The following is a 16,626-nucleotide window of genomic DNA, read 5'->3' as shown; positions in this document are numbered from 1 at the left end:
GGAAAGTCCTATTAGTCGTTCACTCTGTCATCAGCGACCGCTGAAAACGGGCGCTTTTTTTTCTAGAAATGCTTGAACCGCTTGCTGGTGATCTTCTGTCTTTCCGGCACGGGATTGATAAATAATTTCCTGAGCCAGCATATCCTCGAGTGTCGATTCGGAACTTGCTGATTGCAACTGTTTGATATATCCGATGACTTTCGTCGGTCGGCTGGCAAGAAGTTTAGCAAAAGAAGCTACTTCCTGTTCGTACTGTCCGGCGTCCACACTTTTTGTCACTAAATGATAGTCGTAGGCTTGTTGCGCGGTAATTGTTTCACCTAATAAGGCAAGCTCGAGTGCTTTAGCTGACCCGATCAACCGGGGTAAGAAGTACGGAGCACCGGCATCCGGAACCAGTCCGATATTGATGAAGCCAAGTGATAATTTCGCGTCATCGCGTACGATCCTGAAATCACAGGCTAATGTAAGAGAAAGTCCCGCCCCTGCAGCCACTCCATTAATGGCAGCGATAGTCGGCTTTTTCGTCGTTGCCAATGCCCGAATGACAGGATGATAATATTGTTTTAAGTAGTCCCCGTGGTCCATACCGGGTTGTACGGTTTTTAAATCCTGGCCCGCACAAAATCCGCGCCCGGCCCCCGTCAAAACGATGACCCGAACAGTATCATCTTGATTCGCCTCTTCGATCGACTCCGCTAATTCGGTTAAAAGTGTTGATGTGAGCGCATTCAGCCGTTCCGGACGTGATAACCTGATGGTCGCAACCTGCTCTTCAACGGCATAAGTGATTTCAGTTTTCATTCCATTCCCCTCCATTTCAAAAATGAACATCCATTCATTATGATGTATTCGTGATGTTTTATGAAAATCCTTTTAAATACTCTCTTTTTTTATGAAAGCTCACCTTTTGCTCTTTCATTATGAAAATCGAAGGCGTATAGTTTCCAAAAGATACAGAAAGACAATACGTTTTAAGGACTTAAAGGGGAATTAAATTTATGAAAACAGTTAAACAACAATCATTATTCCAAATTACATGGCCGCTATTCATTGAAATCGCGCTTCATATGAGCCTCGGGATCATCGCTACATTGATTCTCAGTTATTATTCTGACAGTGCAGCTGCCGCTGTCGGTGTTTCCAATCAGGTGCTGAACATTTTCATCATCCTGTTTAACATCACATCCGTTGGAGCAACCATCATCATTGGTCAATATTTAGGGGCGAAACGGGTTCAGGATGCCCGCCAGACGGCACGATCTGCTTTTTCCATCAATTTATATATCGGTTTAGTCATTTCCGTTCTTGTTGCCTTGTTCGGAAAACAATTACTCGGATTCTTCTCTTTAGAAGGAGAAACACTCGTATATGGCGAAACGTTCTTAAAGATTGTTGGTCTCTTCTTATTCTTGGAAGCCATCTCTCTTACACTCGGTGCCATCTTACGCAGTCACGGTTTTACAAAAAATGCTATGTACGTCACGTTACTGATGAACTTCGTCAGTGCCTTTGGTAATGTCATTGCCGTCCTCGGATTATTCGGTATTCCTGTCCTTGGAGTCGCCGGAGTCGCTTGGTCGATCGTCATTGCCCGGTCTGTCGCCGTCGCTTTACTCTTTTTCGTTGTTTACCGGAAACTTTCTTTACGATTTAAGTTAAAAGATTTGGTACAAATCAATCGACGCGATATTAAAAGTATCATGAACATCGGAATCCCTTCTGCCGGAGAAGGTGTATCGTATCAGTTTTCTCAACTGATCATTACCGGTTTCATCGCAACCATCGGAGAGTCTGCTCTCTCTGCACGCGTTTATGTCTCAAACATCACAATGCTTTGTTTCTTATTCACATTAGCCATCGCACAAGGGACACAATTATTAGTCGCCCGCCAAGTCGGGGCTCAGCAATTCGAAGCAGCACATGCACGTGCTGTAAAAACGCTGAAAATCGCTGTTTTTGCCAGTTTTGCCTCTGCTGTTGCACTGGCATCTGTCGGAACATCCATTCTGTCTATGTTCACATCAAGTCCGGAAATCATCGCCATCGGTATTCCGTTGTTATGGGCAAGTGTCATTCTTGAACCGGGCCGTGCCATGAATATCGTTCTGATGGGAACACTAAAATCAGCCGGGGACGTCCGTTTCCCTGTCGCAATCGGTATTCTCTCGATGTGGGGAATCGCTGTTGTGCTCAGTTATACACTCGGCTTGCAATATGGACTCGGTTTACTCGGTATCTGGATTGCCTTCTCTGCCGACGAGTGGTTCCGCGGTATCTTTGCCTTAAAACGTTGGAACAGTCGGAAGTGGGCTCAATATGCTGTCGTCAAAGGAGAACAACATGACCACAACGAACGTCGCGAGACTTCTAAAGCAGTCTGACATCCCGTTCGACTTGCTTTCCTATCCTGTTGATGAACAGGATTTATCCGCTCAAAATGTCGCTAGAAAGATTAATTACCCGCTTTCGTCTATTTTTAAAACATTAGTTTTAGAAACAGACGCCCATCAATATGTGTTTGCTGTCATTTCCGGCGAAGAGGAAGTCAGTTTAAAAGCAGTTGCCCGGACGGTGTCTGCCAAGAAAACACATTTGGTGCCAATGAAAGATTTAAAGCAGCTGACGGGGTACATCCGAGGAGGTGTCGCCCCGATTGGTGCGAAAAAACCTTTCCCGGTCCTTTTATCGGATTCGGCTCTGAATCAAGAATTCATCATCATTTCGGCTGGCAAACGCGGTCTGCAGGTCAAACTCGCACCTGATGATTTTCTCCGCTTTACGAACGGAATTGTCTTCATGAACCGCTGATATCGATCAGTTGTTTATGATATGATGGATAGTATCGAAGAAGTGGCAGGAGGAATCATTTTGTGGAAAGAACGTGTGCGTAACTCTATTCCGAACCTCTTTACGTTCGGAAATTTATACTGTGGTTTTCTTGCCATCGTCATGGCGGCGCGGGGAGATTTTCAAAATGCGACCTTACTGATCGTCATCGCGATGATGCTCGACAGTCTGGATGGTCGGATCGCCCGTATGCTTGGTGTCGCTGGTGATTTCGGAAAAGAACTGGACTCACTCGCCGATGTCGTGACCTTTGGTGTCGCTCCAGCTATGATGGCTTATTACACTTATTTTTATGACTTTGGAGAAATCGGTTTGCTGATCGCGGCATTGTTCCCTCTGTTTGGTGCATTCCGCCTGGCCCGTTTCAATCTGTCGGCCACTAATGTAGCTTCCGCCTATTTTTCCGGCGTGCCGATTACAGCGGCCGGAGGTATCTTAGCCGTCGTCACCCTCTTCAGCGGGCGTATGAATGATTTAATGGTGCCGCTCGTCTTTACGGCTCTTGCTTTCTTAATGGTAAGCCGAGTCAAAATTCCGAGCTTCAAGGATATTCCGGTACCACGACATACATTTGTCATCACCTTTACATTGCTGTACGTAACCTATGTCATGATTGCCCGCAGCAACGAGTGGTCGACTTTCTGGTTCGTCGCCGTTCCGCTCTACATCGCCTTTTTACTGTTTTCCTTCATCAAAAAGAAAAAACAAAAAAATCATCAAATCGATTAAACAGACCGGTTCGTCCGGTCTGTTTTTTTTAATCCCTTGAATTCCACCTCCATTCTGGCTCGACGCCCTTCGCTACAGGTATACTAATATCAGAATAGAAAGAGACGGAGGGCATACTCATGATGGATCGGTTTCAAAAGAAACTTTGGTTATTTTTTACGGTCTGGTTTTTGATTGGACTGATTTTAGTCGGTTTTTCCTTGCTTCCGCCTTGGCTGGAATGGGCAAACGCTGTTTTTTTATTTGCATCGGGTTTATATGCTGCGCTTTATCTGTGGGATGTCGTACCGAAAGGACGTTTTATCATTCCTGTCATTTTCTTCGGGTCCATCATCATCGAATCGATCGGTGTCCATACCGGCTGGCCGTTCGGTACATATGCCTATGAGGCTGATTTTGGCGTCCAGCTGTTTGGTGTACCAATCACGATTGGTGCTGCCTGGTTGTCTGTCATGGGAGCCAGCCTTGCCTTCTCACGACGATTTCCGATTCGTTTCAATACCGTCATCTTAGTCCCGGTGTTTGCAGTTTGGCTGGATATGGCCATCGACCCGGTGGCTGCCAACGTCAAATCCTATTGGCTCTGGCAGGACGGCGGTTTCTATTATGACATTCCGACACAAAACTTTTTTGGTTGGTATGGAACTGCACTCATTTTCTCGCTCCTGATCGCCCGGCTTGAACAACAGTCTACCATCACAGCTCTTGAACGGAACAACCAGTATCTTTTTCTGATGCTTCATGCGCTGTTCGGTCTGACAGCAGGTGTCGCAGGACTTTACGGTGTCACATTAATCAGTCTCCTCGCTGGTATCACCTATTGGCTCACAAAAGGAGGCGTGCGTTTTGCAAAAAGCAAACAAAAGCAAATGGGCTGAACACACTTTTCATTTATACGTAAAAGAACGCTTAATCCGAAAACAGTTTCACCGTGTCCTGTACCGGGCAGATGATTTACCGACACCCGGCTTGATGCTCGCGACACACGGATCATGGTGGGATGGAATGATTTTATTTCATTTGGATCAAACAGTCCTGCGTCACGACCCTTACGTCATGATTGATCAGCAAGGACTGGAACGGTTTCCTTTTTTCACCCGTCTGGGAGGATTCTCGATCGATCGGAGTTCATTTGGAGAAATCAAGCAAAGTCTCCAGTATGCAAAAGAGCGGTTGGCGGACGGAAGCAGTGTCTGGATGTTTCCTCAAGGGGAGGAACGGCATCAAGAAGAGCGTCCGCTCCAGCTCAGCAGCGGGGCGACACATCTTGCCAAAACAGCCCGGTCGATTTCCCTGTTTTCGTTTTATTATTCGTTTGGTCACGAACAACAGCCGGACGTCTACATACGGACCCGGACCATTACACTGCCTGCTGCGCGTGCTTCGGAACAGTTGCGTTATCTGACGGATGCGATGACCCGGCTGTACGACGATGTCCGGACGGATGCCGTTGAAGAACGCGTTGAATCGTACCGTGTATTGACTACAAGAAAGGAGCCGCTTCCTGTGAAGACGGAACAGTGGTTACGGGCGATCCGTTCATGATCATCGTACTGTTTGCCGTTGCAGCACTTGTTTGTCTCTACACGTTCATCAATCTGTCGTTTTTACCGAAACTAAGCGAACCTGTTCTTCCGCCGAGTCTTGCAATCTGTATTCCGCTTCGGAACGAAGAACGGAATGTCGAGAAACTGATTCATTCCCTCCGACAAGCGCTTCATCCGAATATGCACGTCTATTTATACGAAGACCGCTCGACTGACCGGACCCGCGAGCTATTAGTCCGGCTGGTCGGCAACGAAAATCAGTTCACAATCATTGACGGTCTTGACCTACCATCCGGATGGGCCGGGAAAGTCCACGCCTGTCATCAATTGGCACAGGCGACCCATGAAGAATACCTATTGTTCTTAGACGCTGACATCACACTGGCAGCAGACACGGTTCCCCGGCTCTACGCAACGCTTCAAAAAGAACAGGCGGTCTTCTTATCAGGCTTTCCGTCGTTCCCTGTTCCGACTTTTCTCGGAAAGTGTCTCATTCCGATGCAACATGTCTTGATCGCCCAACACCTTCCGATTGCTTTTCGGAAGGTCAAGCATCCCGCCTTTGCAGCAGCAAACGGGATGGTCGTCCTTGTTGAACGGCATGCTTATGAACAAGTCGGCGGACATCACGCGATTCAAATGGCGCTCGTCGACGATTTGGAACTCTGCCGGACGTTCAAACAAAACGGCTTTACGACAACGCTCGTCGACGTGGCTCCTTATGTCAGCTGTGACATGTATGCGACCAACCGTGACGTTTGGCAAGGTTTCCTGAAAAACGTCTTTCGCGGTATGAATGATTCCTATATCGCCGGCAGCTATTTCCTGCTGTTTTACTTGATCCAAGCGGCCGCTTTACCGCTTGTCTTCTTTTTCCCGTCCTTTTGGACGCTCGGAGCCTTTCTTTTGATGATGATTGCCCGTTACCGCATCGATCGGAAGGCCATGATTTCTCGTGCTTGGTTTTGGCATCCTGTTGCGTCCATTCTTTATGTCGTATTACTCGCGACAGCGATGATTCGAAGACTGAAGAAAAGGGAAATCAGTTGGAAGGGTCGGACATATTCTTAAGGAGGTTTCATTGTTATGAAACATATCGCAGTCATCGGAGCGGGACTCGGCGGTTTGAGTGCCGCCATCTCACTTGCTTCAAAAGGATTTAAAGTCACCGTCATTGAACGTAATGAACACATTGGTGGAAAGATGATGCCTATCACATCAGAGGGACACCGTTTTGATTTCGGTCCCAATACGATCACAATGCCTGAAATCTTTCAATCCGTCATTTTGGAATCGGGAGCAGATCCTGATGACTATTTTACTTTTGAAAAATTGACGCGTCATACGGTCAATCATTTTCCGGACGGTCGTTCATTGACATTTGCCAGCGGCCGTGAAGCGATGCGGACTGAAGTTGACCGTTTCACGAAGGGGCAACTTGCCAAAAATGATATTACGGGTTATCAAGATGAAGTTCGGGAACTGTACAATATCGCCAAACAACAATTTTTCATCAATATCGACTCTTATTTTAATTTTTCTTTATTGCGTGACATGACGAAGGTCCATCCCTTTAAGACACTTCATGGGCTACACAAAAAATATTTTAAAGATCCCCAGCTGATCCAAGCACTCGATCGGTATGCGACTTACATTGGAAGCAGTCCGTTTCAAGCGCCGGCAACATTCGGTTTAATTGCCCATCTCGAGCTGAATGATGGTGTTTATTTCACACGCGGCGGAAATACCGCCATTGCCGAAGGATTTGCCCGTCGCGCCCGTGAACTCGGTGTGACGTTTCGGTTAGGTGACGAAGTGACACAGATTGAAGTGACCAATCAGTTGGCAACGGAAATCGAACTCAATCATGTCGATTACCTGTCTGTTGATTTCATCGTGTTAAATGGTGACCTGCTCACCCAATATCCGCGGTTGATTTCAGAAACGGTCCGGCCTGACTTCAAAAATCCGACTCCTGCGCAAATGGAGCCGTCGATTTCTGCTTATGTCCGGTGCATCGGACTCGGACGCCGTATTGCCGGACTTGCCCATCATAACGTCTTTTTCTCTTCCGACTATGAAGCCGAATTCGAAGCGTTATTTAATCAACATCGCTATGCAGAAGAGCCGACCATCTACATCTCGAATTCCTCGGTCACGGCACCGGAAATGGGAGAAGCCGGTGACAACCTGTTTGTCCTTGTCAATGCTCCGGCTACCCACAAAGGATCTGCCGTTGATTTTGACACGTACGATAAAATCATCGATCAACGCCTTCAACAGTTTGGAATCGATATTACGTCTGATGTTTTATTCGAACAACGGATCACACCACAGGATATTGAACAGAAATTTTCAGCGTATCATGGTTCGCTGTATGGTCTTTCTTCGAACGGTACACGTGGTGCTTTCATGCGTCCAAGCAACCGTTCAAAGAATGTTCACAATTTGTTTTTTGCCGGCGGATCGACGCATCCCGGTGGCGGTAGTCCAATGGTGACGCTTTCAGGAAAACTGGCAAGCGAACGAATCGTGTCTGCAGTCGCTGCCACCCTGTGAACGTTATGTGAATTGCATATCAATTACTTGTACGGACAACTTAGATTTGATACGATTACTTCGAGTTCAAGAGGTAGTGATTGACCCCACATCCTCAATCAAGCGCATGGTGACTTCCCCGAGTCAAACGCGTTTAGGAACTTAACATATCTGTTTCGTCTGAATCATTTGTTCAAGACCCACTTGTTCAATCGATACACCACTGTAAACGGTTCGGCATGACTTACGACGTTCCCCCTTAGATCGTCTCATCCCGATTCGTTTACGGACAGCTCAATCATCATCAGATCCATCCCCGTGGATCGCGACCTGTCTTGTTGGAACTCTGTATCTGATTTTGTACAAACAGATTTTAGTTTAGACTCCCCGGTCTAAACTCCATAAAAAAAAGACCTTGGTCCCCGCCGAGGTCTTTTTTTTATGGAGTTTTTCGTCAAATCGTAGCGAGCAACTTCATCTTTTGCCATCGGCTGACATAAGCACGTTTCGTGAACACATCGTATTGATTGTCACGTGCTGCGTCAAGGATTCCCCGGTACAGTAAAGCCGCCACTTTCAGTGCACGACGGCTTTCTTTCGGATAGCGGTCAAACGAAGGCGTTGCTGCATCGTATAAATGCTCGGCTCTTAATGCCAATGCTTCCCACAATCCGGCAAAGTCGCCGGAAGGAGTTCCCGCCAACAACGATTCCGTTGTCACACCATACTGGTCCATCCAATCTTTCGGTAAATAGATACGTCCCCGCTTTGCATCTTCTCCGACATCCCGAAGAATGTTGGTTAATTGCATCGCGATTCCGAGTTGAATGGCGGACTCCCGTAAATCATTTTGTTTCGGTGCAAGAATCGGCAACAGCATCAAGCCAACCGTACTCGCGACATAATAACTATATTTCTCCGTCTCTTCCAGCGAGTGGTACCGATTTTTTTCGATGTCCCACCGCATACCTTCTGCCAGTTCTAAAAACGGCGTCTCATCCATCTCATACCGTTTAAAGACATCTGCGAGTGCAATCCATAAGGGTTTATTGATCGAGTGACCCGACCGGAATAAACGAAACTCTTCCAGGAATTCCGCTAAGCTTTCTTTTGGTGTCGCTGATTCATCCACCGTATCATCGAGATGACGACAAAACGTATAGATGGCGTAGACTGCCATCCGATCTTGCTTCGGCAGTAAAGAGAAGGCTTTATAAAAGGTTTTTGATCCACCTTGAATCGTTTGTTCACATACTAGATATGCGTTCGTCACTGTATCCATTTTTCCACCTCATCTCTTGTTCCATTCGATTGACAAGTAATGTCGCTCCCATCATAACGATCGGAACGCCTCCACACGGATGGACAGATGCGCCTACTGCATACAACCGTTCAATATCAGCATAAGGTTTAGCTTGTGTTTTTAAAGCAGCCGATTGGCGAATTGTCGGTGCGATGCCAAAACTTCCGCCTTCATACAATCCAAAATCTTGAGCATCTTGAGGTGTACGTATTTTCATTTCGGTAACTTGACTTTGGAATCCAGGAAGATGTTGCTCAATTTTGTCTAAAATCTGATCAATAAATCCGTGCGCTTCATAGTTAGCCTGATCAAATCCACGTGGTGACGGAACCAACGCATAGACGACACTAGTACCGGATGCCGTCAATGCGTCATCAATCTTACTCGGATTAAATAAATAGACGGCAGGATTTTCCGGCAACTCATTTTTCTTGAAGATGGACGTCATCAACGGTTTTAAATCACTTGGCATTAAAAAACGATGGACAGGTAAATCAACTTTTCCGTCAATCTTAAAGTACAGCAGTAATGTTCCGCCGGACGGCACATACTTTTTCGGTTGCTTGCCTTCAACCAAATATTCCATCAATGGAAACTCTCCGTTCAGGACAACCGTATCATATACGTACTCCTGTCCTGCAGCAACAAGTCCCTTCGCCTGACCTTGCTGGATCAAGACGCGGTCGACCGGTTGATTGAACTTAAACGTAACGCCACGCTCAACTAACGCTTCATACATCCGCTCGGCTAAAGAGAAGTATCCGCCTTTAACGTACCAGACACCCTCTTCCTGTTCCCGGTAAGGAATCAATCCATAGATGGAAGGCGTCGTGTAAGGGTTACCCCCGATGTAAAAGGTCGGAAAACTGTAAGCCATTCGCAGGTGTTTACTTTTAAAGAAACGTTTTAAGTGATCATGTGCCGTTTCCATCGCATGCATCTTCACTAAGGGCGCTAACATATCCGGGTGCAACAAATCCCGTTTACGTGAATATGTCCGCTCTAAAAATTTCGATACGCTGACGTCATAATCCTTTGCTTTTTGTTGCATAAATTCTTGGAACCCGCGACCTTCTCCGAATTGACGTTCAATCGCAATCGTTTGATCAACTACATCTGCCTGTTTTGTCACAATCGTTCCGTCGTCGAAATGAAGGTCGTATAAAGGATCAATCCGTTCCAACTCAACACCTTCAAGCCCCGCTTCTCTTAATTGTTCCTGCAGTTTTCCGGGCATCAAGACAATCGTCGGCCCCTGATCAATTCTTCCGCCTGTCTCGAAATCAACGGAGGCGAGTCGACCGCCTGCACGTGACTCTTTTTCAAAAATCGTGATTTCGACTTCCGGATATCGTTTCGTTAGTAATAAAGCGGCGTGGAGTGTTCCGACACCTGCTCCGACAAATCCAATTTTCATTTTCCGACACCCACTTCACTTGTCAATAAGTCCGCCGTGATCCGAGCTGATTCAAAGATGGTCGGAAGGCCGCTTCCAGGATGCGTTCCGCCTCCAACCAGATAGACATGCTCCAATTCTTCAAACCGGTTATGCGGTCTAAAATACATCATTTGTGTTAACTGATGTCCCAAATTAAAAGTTGCTCCCTGGTGTACTCCCATCGCTTCCCAATCATCCGGTGTGAACATCTCTTCCACTTCAATCGCTGCTTCGACACCTGTATAAGGCGAACGATGTTCCAATGCATCGAGGACACAACGGCGCAATTTCGGTCCTTCAATCGCCCAGTCGAGTTCAGAGTAATTATTCGGAACCGGTACTAACACGTACAACGATGATTTCCCTTCAGGTGCCAATGTACTGTCGATGATTGATGGATTTTGGACATAAAATGAAAAATCATCGGATAATTCCAATGTCTGGGTCATCTCACGAACATTTTTTTCATAATCATCGGCAAAATAAATCGTATGGTGCGGAGCATCAAATGATTTATTGACACCTAAGTACAGCATAAAGGTCGAACAAGAAAACTTCTTCCGGTCAATTTTCGGACGCGACCATTTTTTCAGGACACCTTCGGGAACAAGATGATTCATCGCATGGGCAAAATCTGCTCCGACGACAACATCATCGTATAAAACATGTTCACCAGACTCGAGAATGACGCCGGTCGCAGTTGTTCCATCTAAAATCAATTGACTGATTCCTGTATTGAGATGGACCGTCCCCCCGAGCTCTTCCACTGCCCGTTTCATCGCTTCCGGAATTTGATTCATTCCGCCGATCGGATGATGGACACCATATGCATGTTCCATATAGGACAGGATAGAAAAACCGCCCGGACATTCCCATGCTGACATCCCTAAATACTTCGCTTGGAAAGTAAAAGCGTACTTTAATTCTTCACTCGTAAAATAATCGGACAGGACATCGTATAACGAACGCCCGAGAGATAGACGCGGGAGCGCCGTAATGACGCGTGGAGACAGATAGTCCGTTAATTTATCGTGTTTCGTCTGCAAAATCGGCATCAGTTTTGCCAGCTTCAAGGCTTGTTCTGCCATGAAACGATCATATCCTTCCCCGTTTCCTGGGAAATGTTGCTCAATCGTCTGTTTCATCCGATCACGATCCGTTGTCATCGTAAAATGATCTTTCCCGCCGTTGAAATACAGTGTGTACATGGGATCAAGTGCTTTTAAGTCCAAATAATCCTTCATATCCAAACCGATACTTGTAAATAAGTTTTCTAGGATATGCGGCATATTTAAAAAGGTAGGACCCCGGTCAAACTGGTAATCCCCGACCTGCACGCGAGAAGTTCGCCCCCCGACAATCGGTTGTTTTTCATATACGGTGACATCTATTCCTCTGCCTGCAAGCAACATCGCACAAGCGAGCCCTCCAGGTCCTGCTCCAATAACGGCTACACGCTGCTTCACACGAATCTCTCCCTTTTTCTCTACTCGTTTTAACTATTATACTAATCACATACTACTCCCCACAAATTTGAACTGCCCTAAAACTGTAAAAACGCCAAGCTTCCCTTAGGAAGTGGCGTTTGCAGTCACAATATACCAGGCTCCTTCTTTTAAAAATGGTGAAATCGACACATTTTTAAAACCTGCAGCATGAAGTTGTTCTGTTAGTTCTTCTTTACCCGGCAACGGATAAAGATTTTCATGTAACGTCATGAACGCATTGAATGCGGCAGAGAATGGCGCACCGTGTTCACTGCCACGTAATGGCGTGACTAAAATGACCGTCCCGTCATCCTTAACAAAACGCCGGACCCCCTCGAGAAGACGAAGACGTTCTTCCTTCGGGAAATAATACAAGATGTTATTCATCATGACGCCGTCATATGTTTCTTTGACATCAAAAGTTTTAATGTCACCGACAGTAAAGTCGATTTCACCGGTCGTATCCCGCCGTTTCGCTTCCGCGATGACCGATTCCTCAATATCAATTCCTGCCAGTCGCAGTTCAGGCAAAGCTTCGTGAATTTTACGTAAGTAACCGCCGTAAGCACAGCCGATGTCTAGCAATGATGTCACGTTTTGACTGCGGATGATATGACGGACGGCAGGAAACGCAACGGTCTCCACTAATGCGGATGTTTCTGCCACAATATCGCCGTGTTCTTCCCCATCGAACTTTTTCTGCTGGCCATGTTCCAAAAATTGTGGATAAGAGAACAACGCAGGCAGATGCAGTTCCATCAATTCGGATAACATAAAACCGATACTTCTTTCATCTGTTTTCGATAATTCCGGCAATACGTGACGTGTCGCTGTATATCGTAAGTCTTTCTTTTTCAGATGTCCTACCGCCAATCCGACTTCAAACCAACGGGATAAGGCTTCTGTAGTCAATGGTTGCTTGAGACGAACCTGAGCCTCAGCTTGCGTCGCCCCTGATCCTAATACATCAAAGAGACCGTATTTATACCCGATGTAACCATGCCATAAAGGTAAAACAGGTTCAGCTCGTTTCATCCACTTTCTTGCCCGGAAAACTTTCGTCCATTCTTTCAACTGTGCCACAAGCGTTCCCCTCTCGACTGCGTAATATATCCCTTTTCCCAAATAACAACAGTTTGTAAACACAAAAAAACACACGTTCCTCTTTATGACGAGTAACGTGTGTGTAATCCGACCAAACGGATTGTCTGATTGATGATTGACCTGGGTCGGATTAAAAGAATTGCATACCGTACGGTAACGAATATCCAAGGAAAATCGTTACGAGGACGAGTACCGCAAATCCAAGCAGGAAACCGGAATAGGATTTCCCTTTCTTAAGACGAACAAGTGTCAGTTCTCCAAAAATCAGGACAAGCAGACCGGCTGTGATTTTCGCATGGTACAAGCCATCCGGATTAGCAGACTGTCCCATGATCGTGATGTAGAGATAAAGACCCGTCCCAAACGTCAAGAGCAATAAGAGACGGAATGCCATGTGAACGCCTTTGGCAGCACTTTTTCCGTTCTTATACATCGAGAACGCAACAAAAAATGTAACAAGCAGTAAAACCCATAATAAAACGTGTGTGTGTACAAATGCAGTAATCGGCATTTGATTTCCCCCTTTGTTCATTCTTCATTCATCGTATCTGATTTTTCACTTCAGACATAGTATTATTTTTCCGACATATCAAGTCCGTCAGGAACAACCATGTATTCCTGAACACTCTGCGGCAGCTTGACAGTAAACGTGCTTCCCTGCTTTTCGACCGACTCGACTGTAATCTCTCCATCATGTCCTTCGACGATTTCTTTACAGATAGCAAGACCAAGACCGGTTCCGCCAATTTTCCGGCTGTCCGAATTATCGACCCGGTAAAATTTATCGAATAGCTTCGCCAAGGCAGACTTCGGAATCCCGATTCCTTCATCCCGTACTGCAAACTGGACATGATGATGGTCCGCTTCCAACACGACCTCGATGTTACCCCCGAACGGAGAGTACTTGACAGCATTGTTCAACAGATTATTCATCAGTTGCTTCATTTTTTCCTCATCCGCTTCAATCAGAGGACAAGCATCGGTCAGGGAACGGAACGTGATCGTATGATTCGTTGTTGATGCCGCGTAGAATTGCGTCGTTTCTTCTAAAAGCGGTTGTAGATTCAGTAGTCCTTTTTGATAGGATTGAATTCTCGCTTCCATCCGTTGGACATCCAAAAAATCATTGACGAGATTCGATAAACGTTCCGTTTCCGAGTGAATGGTTTTTAAATACTTATCTTGTTTCGAAAGATCCATCTTCCGATTCAACATCAGTTCCGTAAAACCGTAGATCGAGGATAACGGTGTCCGCAGTTCATGCGAAACGGTCGAAACCAGTTCCGATTTCAGACGGTCCATCTCGGTTTCCTTCGTCACATCACGCAAGACAAGCATTGTCCCTTTCCGGATCCCTTCCACTTCAATCGTTTCCACATAAAATTGAATGAATACGACTTGCTGATGGATCGAAAATTGCAGACTGTCCTTCGGAACTTCCCCTCGTAAAATACCTTCCATGTACCGGGCAAAGATTTCAGGTTCATCGACAACCGCACGAATCGTATTAAGGCATCCTTGCAGCGTTTCGTTTTTGGCCGCGCCATATTGAAGCTCCGGAAATAGATCGTACAGCGGACGATTGACGAACACTTCGTCTTTTCCCGGTTCAATATAGATGACCGCTTCGCGGATTGAATCCAAAATGCGTTCGGTTTTTGTTTTTTCACGGTTCATCTCATCAAATAATCGCATTCGCAACAAGGAAAGAGACAACTGGCGTGAAAACGACATGATATCGCGCATCTGTTCATTCGTAAACTGATCCCGGTAACGGACAAGATAAATGAATGCAATGGCTTCTTCCGATGCCGGATCAAAAATTGGAACTGCCGTCTCATACATATAGTACGGATACGGCAACGGATGATCGCTCGCGACTTGCTTCGAGGAATGAACGGCTTTTTTTAATGACTCCGCACGTTTCAACAAAGACAGATCACTTCCGAGCAATCGTTCTGACAGTTCTTCCGTCATCCCGTGCGTTACGATCGAATACGCAGATCCTTCATCGACAAACACAAGGGCTCCGATTTCGGAATCCGTAATGGCAATCAGCTTTTCAATAATTTCCGGATATGCTGTCAAGGCTTCCCGAGCTGCCAACGTTTCCGTCAAATCATTGCGATATTGCAGATGTTGTTCATTCCGCATCGTTAACTCAAGCGCTTCCTCAAGTTCCTGTTGTTGCGCCTGCAGTTCTTCCTGCTGTGCCTGCAATTCTTCCTGTTGCGCCTGCAGTTCTTCATTTTTAGCCAAGAGATGCTGTTTATTATCTGAGATGGAACTTGCCATTTGATTGAATGACAAAGCCAGAATTCCGATTTCATCTTTCCGTCCGGATACTTTGACATGTTTGATATCTTCGCCGCCGGCTAGACGCTGGCTGTTTTTAACGAGTGACAACAGTTCTGCCGTAATTTTCCGGATGAACGGATAGACGAAGAAAATCAAGACCCCGACTAATACGATGATGTTCGACAGCCAAATTAGTTGGGTCGTCTGAATTTCCTGTTCCAACTGACGGCTCGTTTTTTCCGACCAGTCTTCGAGGAAGTCGCGATACCCGCCAAGCGCCAACTCGCTTTTGTTGATTTCCGATAACACATCAATGTTTCCGGAAGCGTCTAATTTGATTTGTCCATTTGCCAGCAATTCTTTACCGAGCGGCAACGATGTTAATGTCTTCCCTTCCAAAAAGGATTCCGTGACTGTTCCGGATGACTTCGCTTCCACATACGATTGAATCAACGGCAAAATCGCTTCGAAGTAATAAGCATAGAGTTCACGTGAAGAACGCGCATAATCTTTTCCTTGCTGATAAATCGCATTTTCTTCAAACCAACGTGTCTGCTCATCAATCGTTTTGCGTTGGTTGATCATCTTCTGGTAAATATCCTGATCACCAATCAGCGCATAACCCCGCATGTTGAACTGCAAATCCTGCCATTCTTCCCATAGTGCACCCGCACGGGCGCTGCGCTCTCTGATGTCTTCCAGTTTCAATCGGGTTTCCTGCAATTTTGTATCCGTATACGTATAGACAACCAGCGAAGAAATCATAAGTGTCGTTAACACGATATAAAAGGAAGCCATTAACTGGCGTCCGATTTTTCGATTAATCCACTGGATGATCACTCAATATTCCTCCTACGACATCAATCAATTCGAGTGGACTGAATGGTTTCGAGAAGAAATAATTGGCTCCGATTTCTTCCGCCCGTTCCCGGTCAGATTGTTGACTTTTTGCTGTCAACATCATGATTTTTAAATTTTGTTTATCTGGATGACGTCGTACTTTTTCGATGACTTCGATTCCGGTCATTCCAGGCATCATATAATCCAGTAAGACAAGATCGTAATGCTGACTCATGATTTTCTGATACGCTTCATCACCATCTGTCGCTTCGTCAATCGTATACCCTTCGTCTTCTAACGTATCGAGCACCAGCATACGTAATACATCTTCATCTTCCGCTAATAAAATCCGTGCCATCTATAAAACCTCCTATGGTATCCGGTTATTCTTTTACATACCTTTTCATTTTACACAGTTCTTTCATATTTAGAAATGAAAATCGTCTGACGAATCGGTTCTGCTCACTGAATATGTGACAGAATCGATTCTTC

The 16,626-nt window shown here is 45.8% G+C and carries 15 protein-coding genes; 7 read left to right on the top strand and 8 right to left on the bottom strand.

The window, feature by feature from the left end; genetic code table 11:
- Positions 1-30: 30 nt before the first annotated feature.
- The gene (locus N7U64_RS08105) at positions 31-804 is read right to left on the bottom strand and encodes an enoyl-CoA hydratase (RefSeq protein ID WP_318929270.1); all 774 of its coding nucleotides are present in this window, start codon (positions 802-804) and stop codon (positions 31-33) included.
- Between the two features lie 197 nt (positions 805-1,001).
- Between N7U64_RS08105 and N7U64_RS08100 the strand changes: the two genes are divergently transcribed.
- The 7 genes from N7U64_RS08100 (at position 1,002) to N7U64_RS08070 (ending at position 7,685) form a co-directional block, all read left to right on the top strand.
- A complete protein-coding gene (locus tag N7U64_RS08100) occupies positions 1,002-2,384 on the top strand; it encodes an MATE family efflux transporter (protein ID WP_318929269.1) in 1,383 nt (460 codons plus the stop codon).
- The gene (gene ybaK, locus N7U64_RS08095; RefSeq protein ID WP_318929267.1) at positions 2,344-2,811 is read left to right on the top strand and encodes a Cys-tRNA(Pro) deacylase; all 468 of its coding nucleotides are present in this window, start codon (positions 2,344-2,346) and stop codon (positions 2,809-2,811) included. Before N7U64_RS08100 ends, ybaK begins: the two co-directional genes overlap by 41 nt.
- A 21-nt stretch (positions 2,812-2,832) precedes the next feature.
- Positions 2,833-3,579, top strand: coding sequence for a CDP-diacylglycerol--serine O-phosphatidyltransferase (pssA, locus tag N7U64_RS08090; protein ID WP_012369649.1), 747 nt, complete (start codon positions 2,833-2,835; stop codon positions 3,577-3,579).
- A 119-nt stretch (positions 3,580-3,698) separates the two neighbouring features.
- Positions 3,699-4,457 carry a carotenoid biosynthesis protein gene (locus tag N7U64_RS08085; protein WP_318929265.1) on the top strand — a complete coding sequence of 253 codons (759 nt, stop codon included), beginning with the start codon at positions 3,699-3,701 and terminating at the stop codon, positions 4,455-4,457.
- Positions 4,426-5,124 (top strand): lysophospholipid acyltransferase family protein, encoded by a 699-nt coding sequence (locus tag N7U64_RS08080; RefSeq protein ID WP_318929263.1) that lies wholly within the window; start codon positions 4,426-4,428, stop codon positions 5,122-5,124. The genes N7U64_RS08085 and N7U64_RS08080 overlap by 32 nt, the downstream gene beginning before the upstream one ends.
- Positions 5,121-6,197 (top strand): glycosyltransferase, encoded by a 1,077-nt coding sequence (locus tag N7U64_RS08075; RefSeq protein ID WP_318929261.1) that lies wholly within the window; start codon positions 5,121-5,123, stop codon positions 6,195-6,197. The genes N7U64_RS08080 and N7U64_RS08075 overlap by 4 nt, the downstream gene beginning before the upstream one ends.
- 15 nt (positions 6,198-6,212) lie before the next feature.
- Complete coding sequence (locus tag N7U64_RS08070) at positions 6,213-7,685, top strand: phytoene desaturase family protein (RefSeq protein ID WP_012369643.1); 1,473 nt, start codon at positions 6,213-6,215, stop codon at positions 7,683-7,685.
- 433 nt (positions 7,686-8,118) lie between these two features.
- Here N7U64_RS08070 and N7U64_RS08065 read toward each other — a convergent pair whose 3' ends face one another.
- The 7 genes from N7U64_RS08065 to N7U64_RS08035 form a co-directional block, all read right to left on the bottom strand.
- Entirely contained in the window at positions 8,119-8,946 is an 828-nt protein-coding gene (locus N7U64_RS08065) for a phytoene/squalene synthase family protein (protein ID WP_290829988.1), read from the bottom strand.
- Positions 8,912-10,384, bottom strand: a complete 1,473-nt coding sequence (locus tag N7U64_RS08060) for a phytoene desaturase family protein (protein WP_290829986.1) — start codon at positions 10,382-10,384, stop codon at positions 8,912-8,914. Before N7U64_RS08060 ends, N7U64_RS08065 begins: the two co-directional genes overlap by 35 nt.
- Positions 10,381-11,871 (bottom strand): phytoene desaturase family protein, encoded by a 1,491-nt coding sequence (locus N7U64_RS08055; RefSeq protein ID WP_318929257.1) that lies wholly within the window; start codon positions 11,869-11,871, stop codon positions 10,381-10,383. The genes N7U64_RS08060 and N7U64_RS08055 overlap by 4 nt, the downstream gene beginning before the upstream one ends.
- Positions 11,872-11,976: 105 nt before the next feature.
- On the bottom strand, positions 11,977-12,975 hold the full coding sequence (locus N7U64_RS08050; RefSeq protein ID WP_012369639.1) for a class I SAM-dependent methyltransferase: 999 nt from the start codon (positions 12,973-12,975) through the stop codon (positions 11,977-11,979).
- Positions 12,976-13,126: 151 nt separating this feature from the next.
- Positions 13,127-13,507, bottom strand: a complete 381-nt coding sequence (locus tag N7U64_RS08045) for a DUF1516 family protein (protein WP_290829981.1) — start codon at positions 13,505-13,507, stop codon at positions 13,127-13,129.
- Between the two features lie 62 nt (positions 13,508-13,569).
- Positions 13,570-16,134, bottom strand: a complete 2,565-nt coding sequence (locus tag N7U64_RS08040; protein WP_318929255.1) for an ATP-binding protein — start codon at positions 16,132-16,134, stop codon at positions 13,570-13,572.
- Positions 16,115-16,492, bottom strand: a complete 378-nt coding sequence (locus tag N7U64_RS08035; RefSeq protein WP_012369636.1) for a response regulator — start codon at positions 16,490-16,492, stop codon at positions 16,115-16,117. Before N7U64_RS08035 ends, N7U64_RS08040 begins: the two co-directional genes overlap by 20 nt.
- Between the last annotated feature and the right edge of the window lie 134 nt (positions 16,493-16,626).

It is taken from the genome of Exiguobacterium sp. K1 (genome assembly GCF_033721435.1).
Lineage (GTDB): Bacteria > Bacillota > Bacilli > Exiguobacteriales > Exiguobacteriaceae > Exiguobacterium_A > Exiguobacterium_A artemiae.
Note: the sequence above shows the minus strand (reverse complement) of the source record. Positions and strands in the feature narration are given on the sequence as shown.

Coding starts and splice junctions, on each gene's coding strand:
- N7U64_RS08045 (WP_290829981.1), bottom strand. CDS start 13,507: ATGCCGATTACTGCATTTGTACACACACACGTTTTATTATGGGTTTTA.
- N7U64_RS08070 (WP_012369643.1), top strand. CDS start 6,213: ATGAAACATATCGCAGTCATCGGAGCGGGACTCGGCGGTTTGAGTGCC.
- N7U64_RS08060 (WP_290829986.1), bottom strand. CDS start 10,384: ATGAAAATTGGATTTGTCGGAGCAGGTGTCGGAACACTCCACGCCGCT.
- ybaK (WP_318929267.1), top strand. CDS start 2,344: ATGACCACAACGAACGTCGCGAGACTTCTAAAGCAGTCTGACATCCCG.
- pssA (WP_012369649.1), top strand. CDS start 2,833: ATGATGGATAGTATCGAAGAAGTGGCAGGAGGAATCATTTTGTGGAAA.
- N7U64_RS08085 (WP_318929265.1), top strand. CDS start 3,699: ATGATGGATCGGTTTCAAAAGAAACTTTGGTTATTTTTTACGGTCTGG.
- N7U64_RS08100 (WP_318929269.1), top strand. CDS start 1,002: ATGAAAACAGTTAAACAACAATCATTATTCCAAATTACATGGCCGCTA.
- N7U64_RS08105 (WP_318929270.1), bottom strand. CDS start 804: ATGAAAACTGAAATCACTTATGCCGTTGAAGAGCAGGTTGCGACCATC.
- N7U64_RS08065 (WP_290829988.1), bottom strand. CDS start 8,946: ATGGATACAGTGACGAACGCATATCTAGTATGTGAACAAACGATTCAA.
- N7U64_RS08035 (WP_012369636.1), bottom strand. CDS start 16,492: ATGGCACGGATTTTATTAGCGGAAGATGAAGATGTATTACGTATGCTG.
- N7U64_RS08075 (WP_318929261.1), top strand. CDS start 5,121: ATGATCATCGTACTGTTTGCCGTTGCAGCACTTGTTTGTCTCTACACG.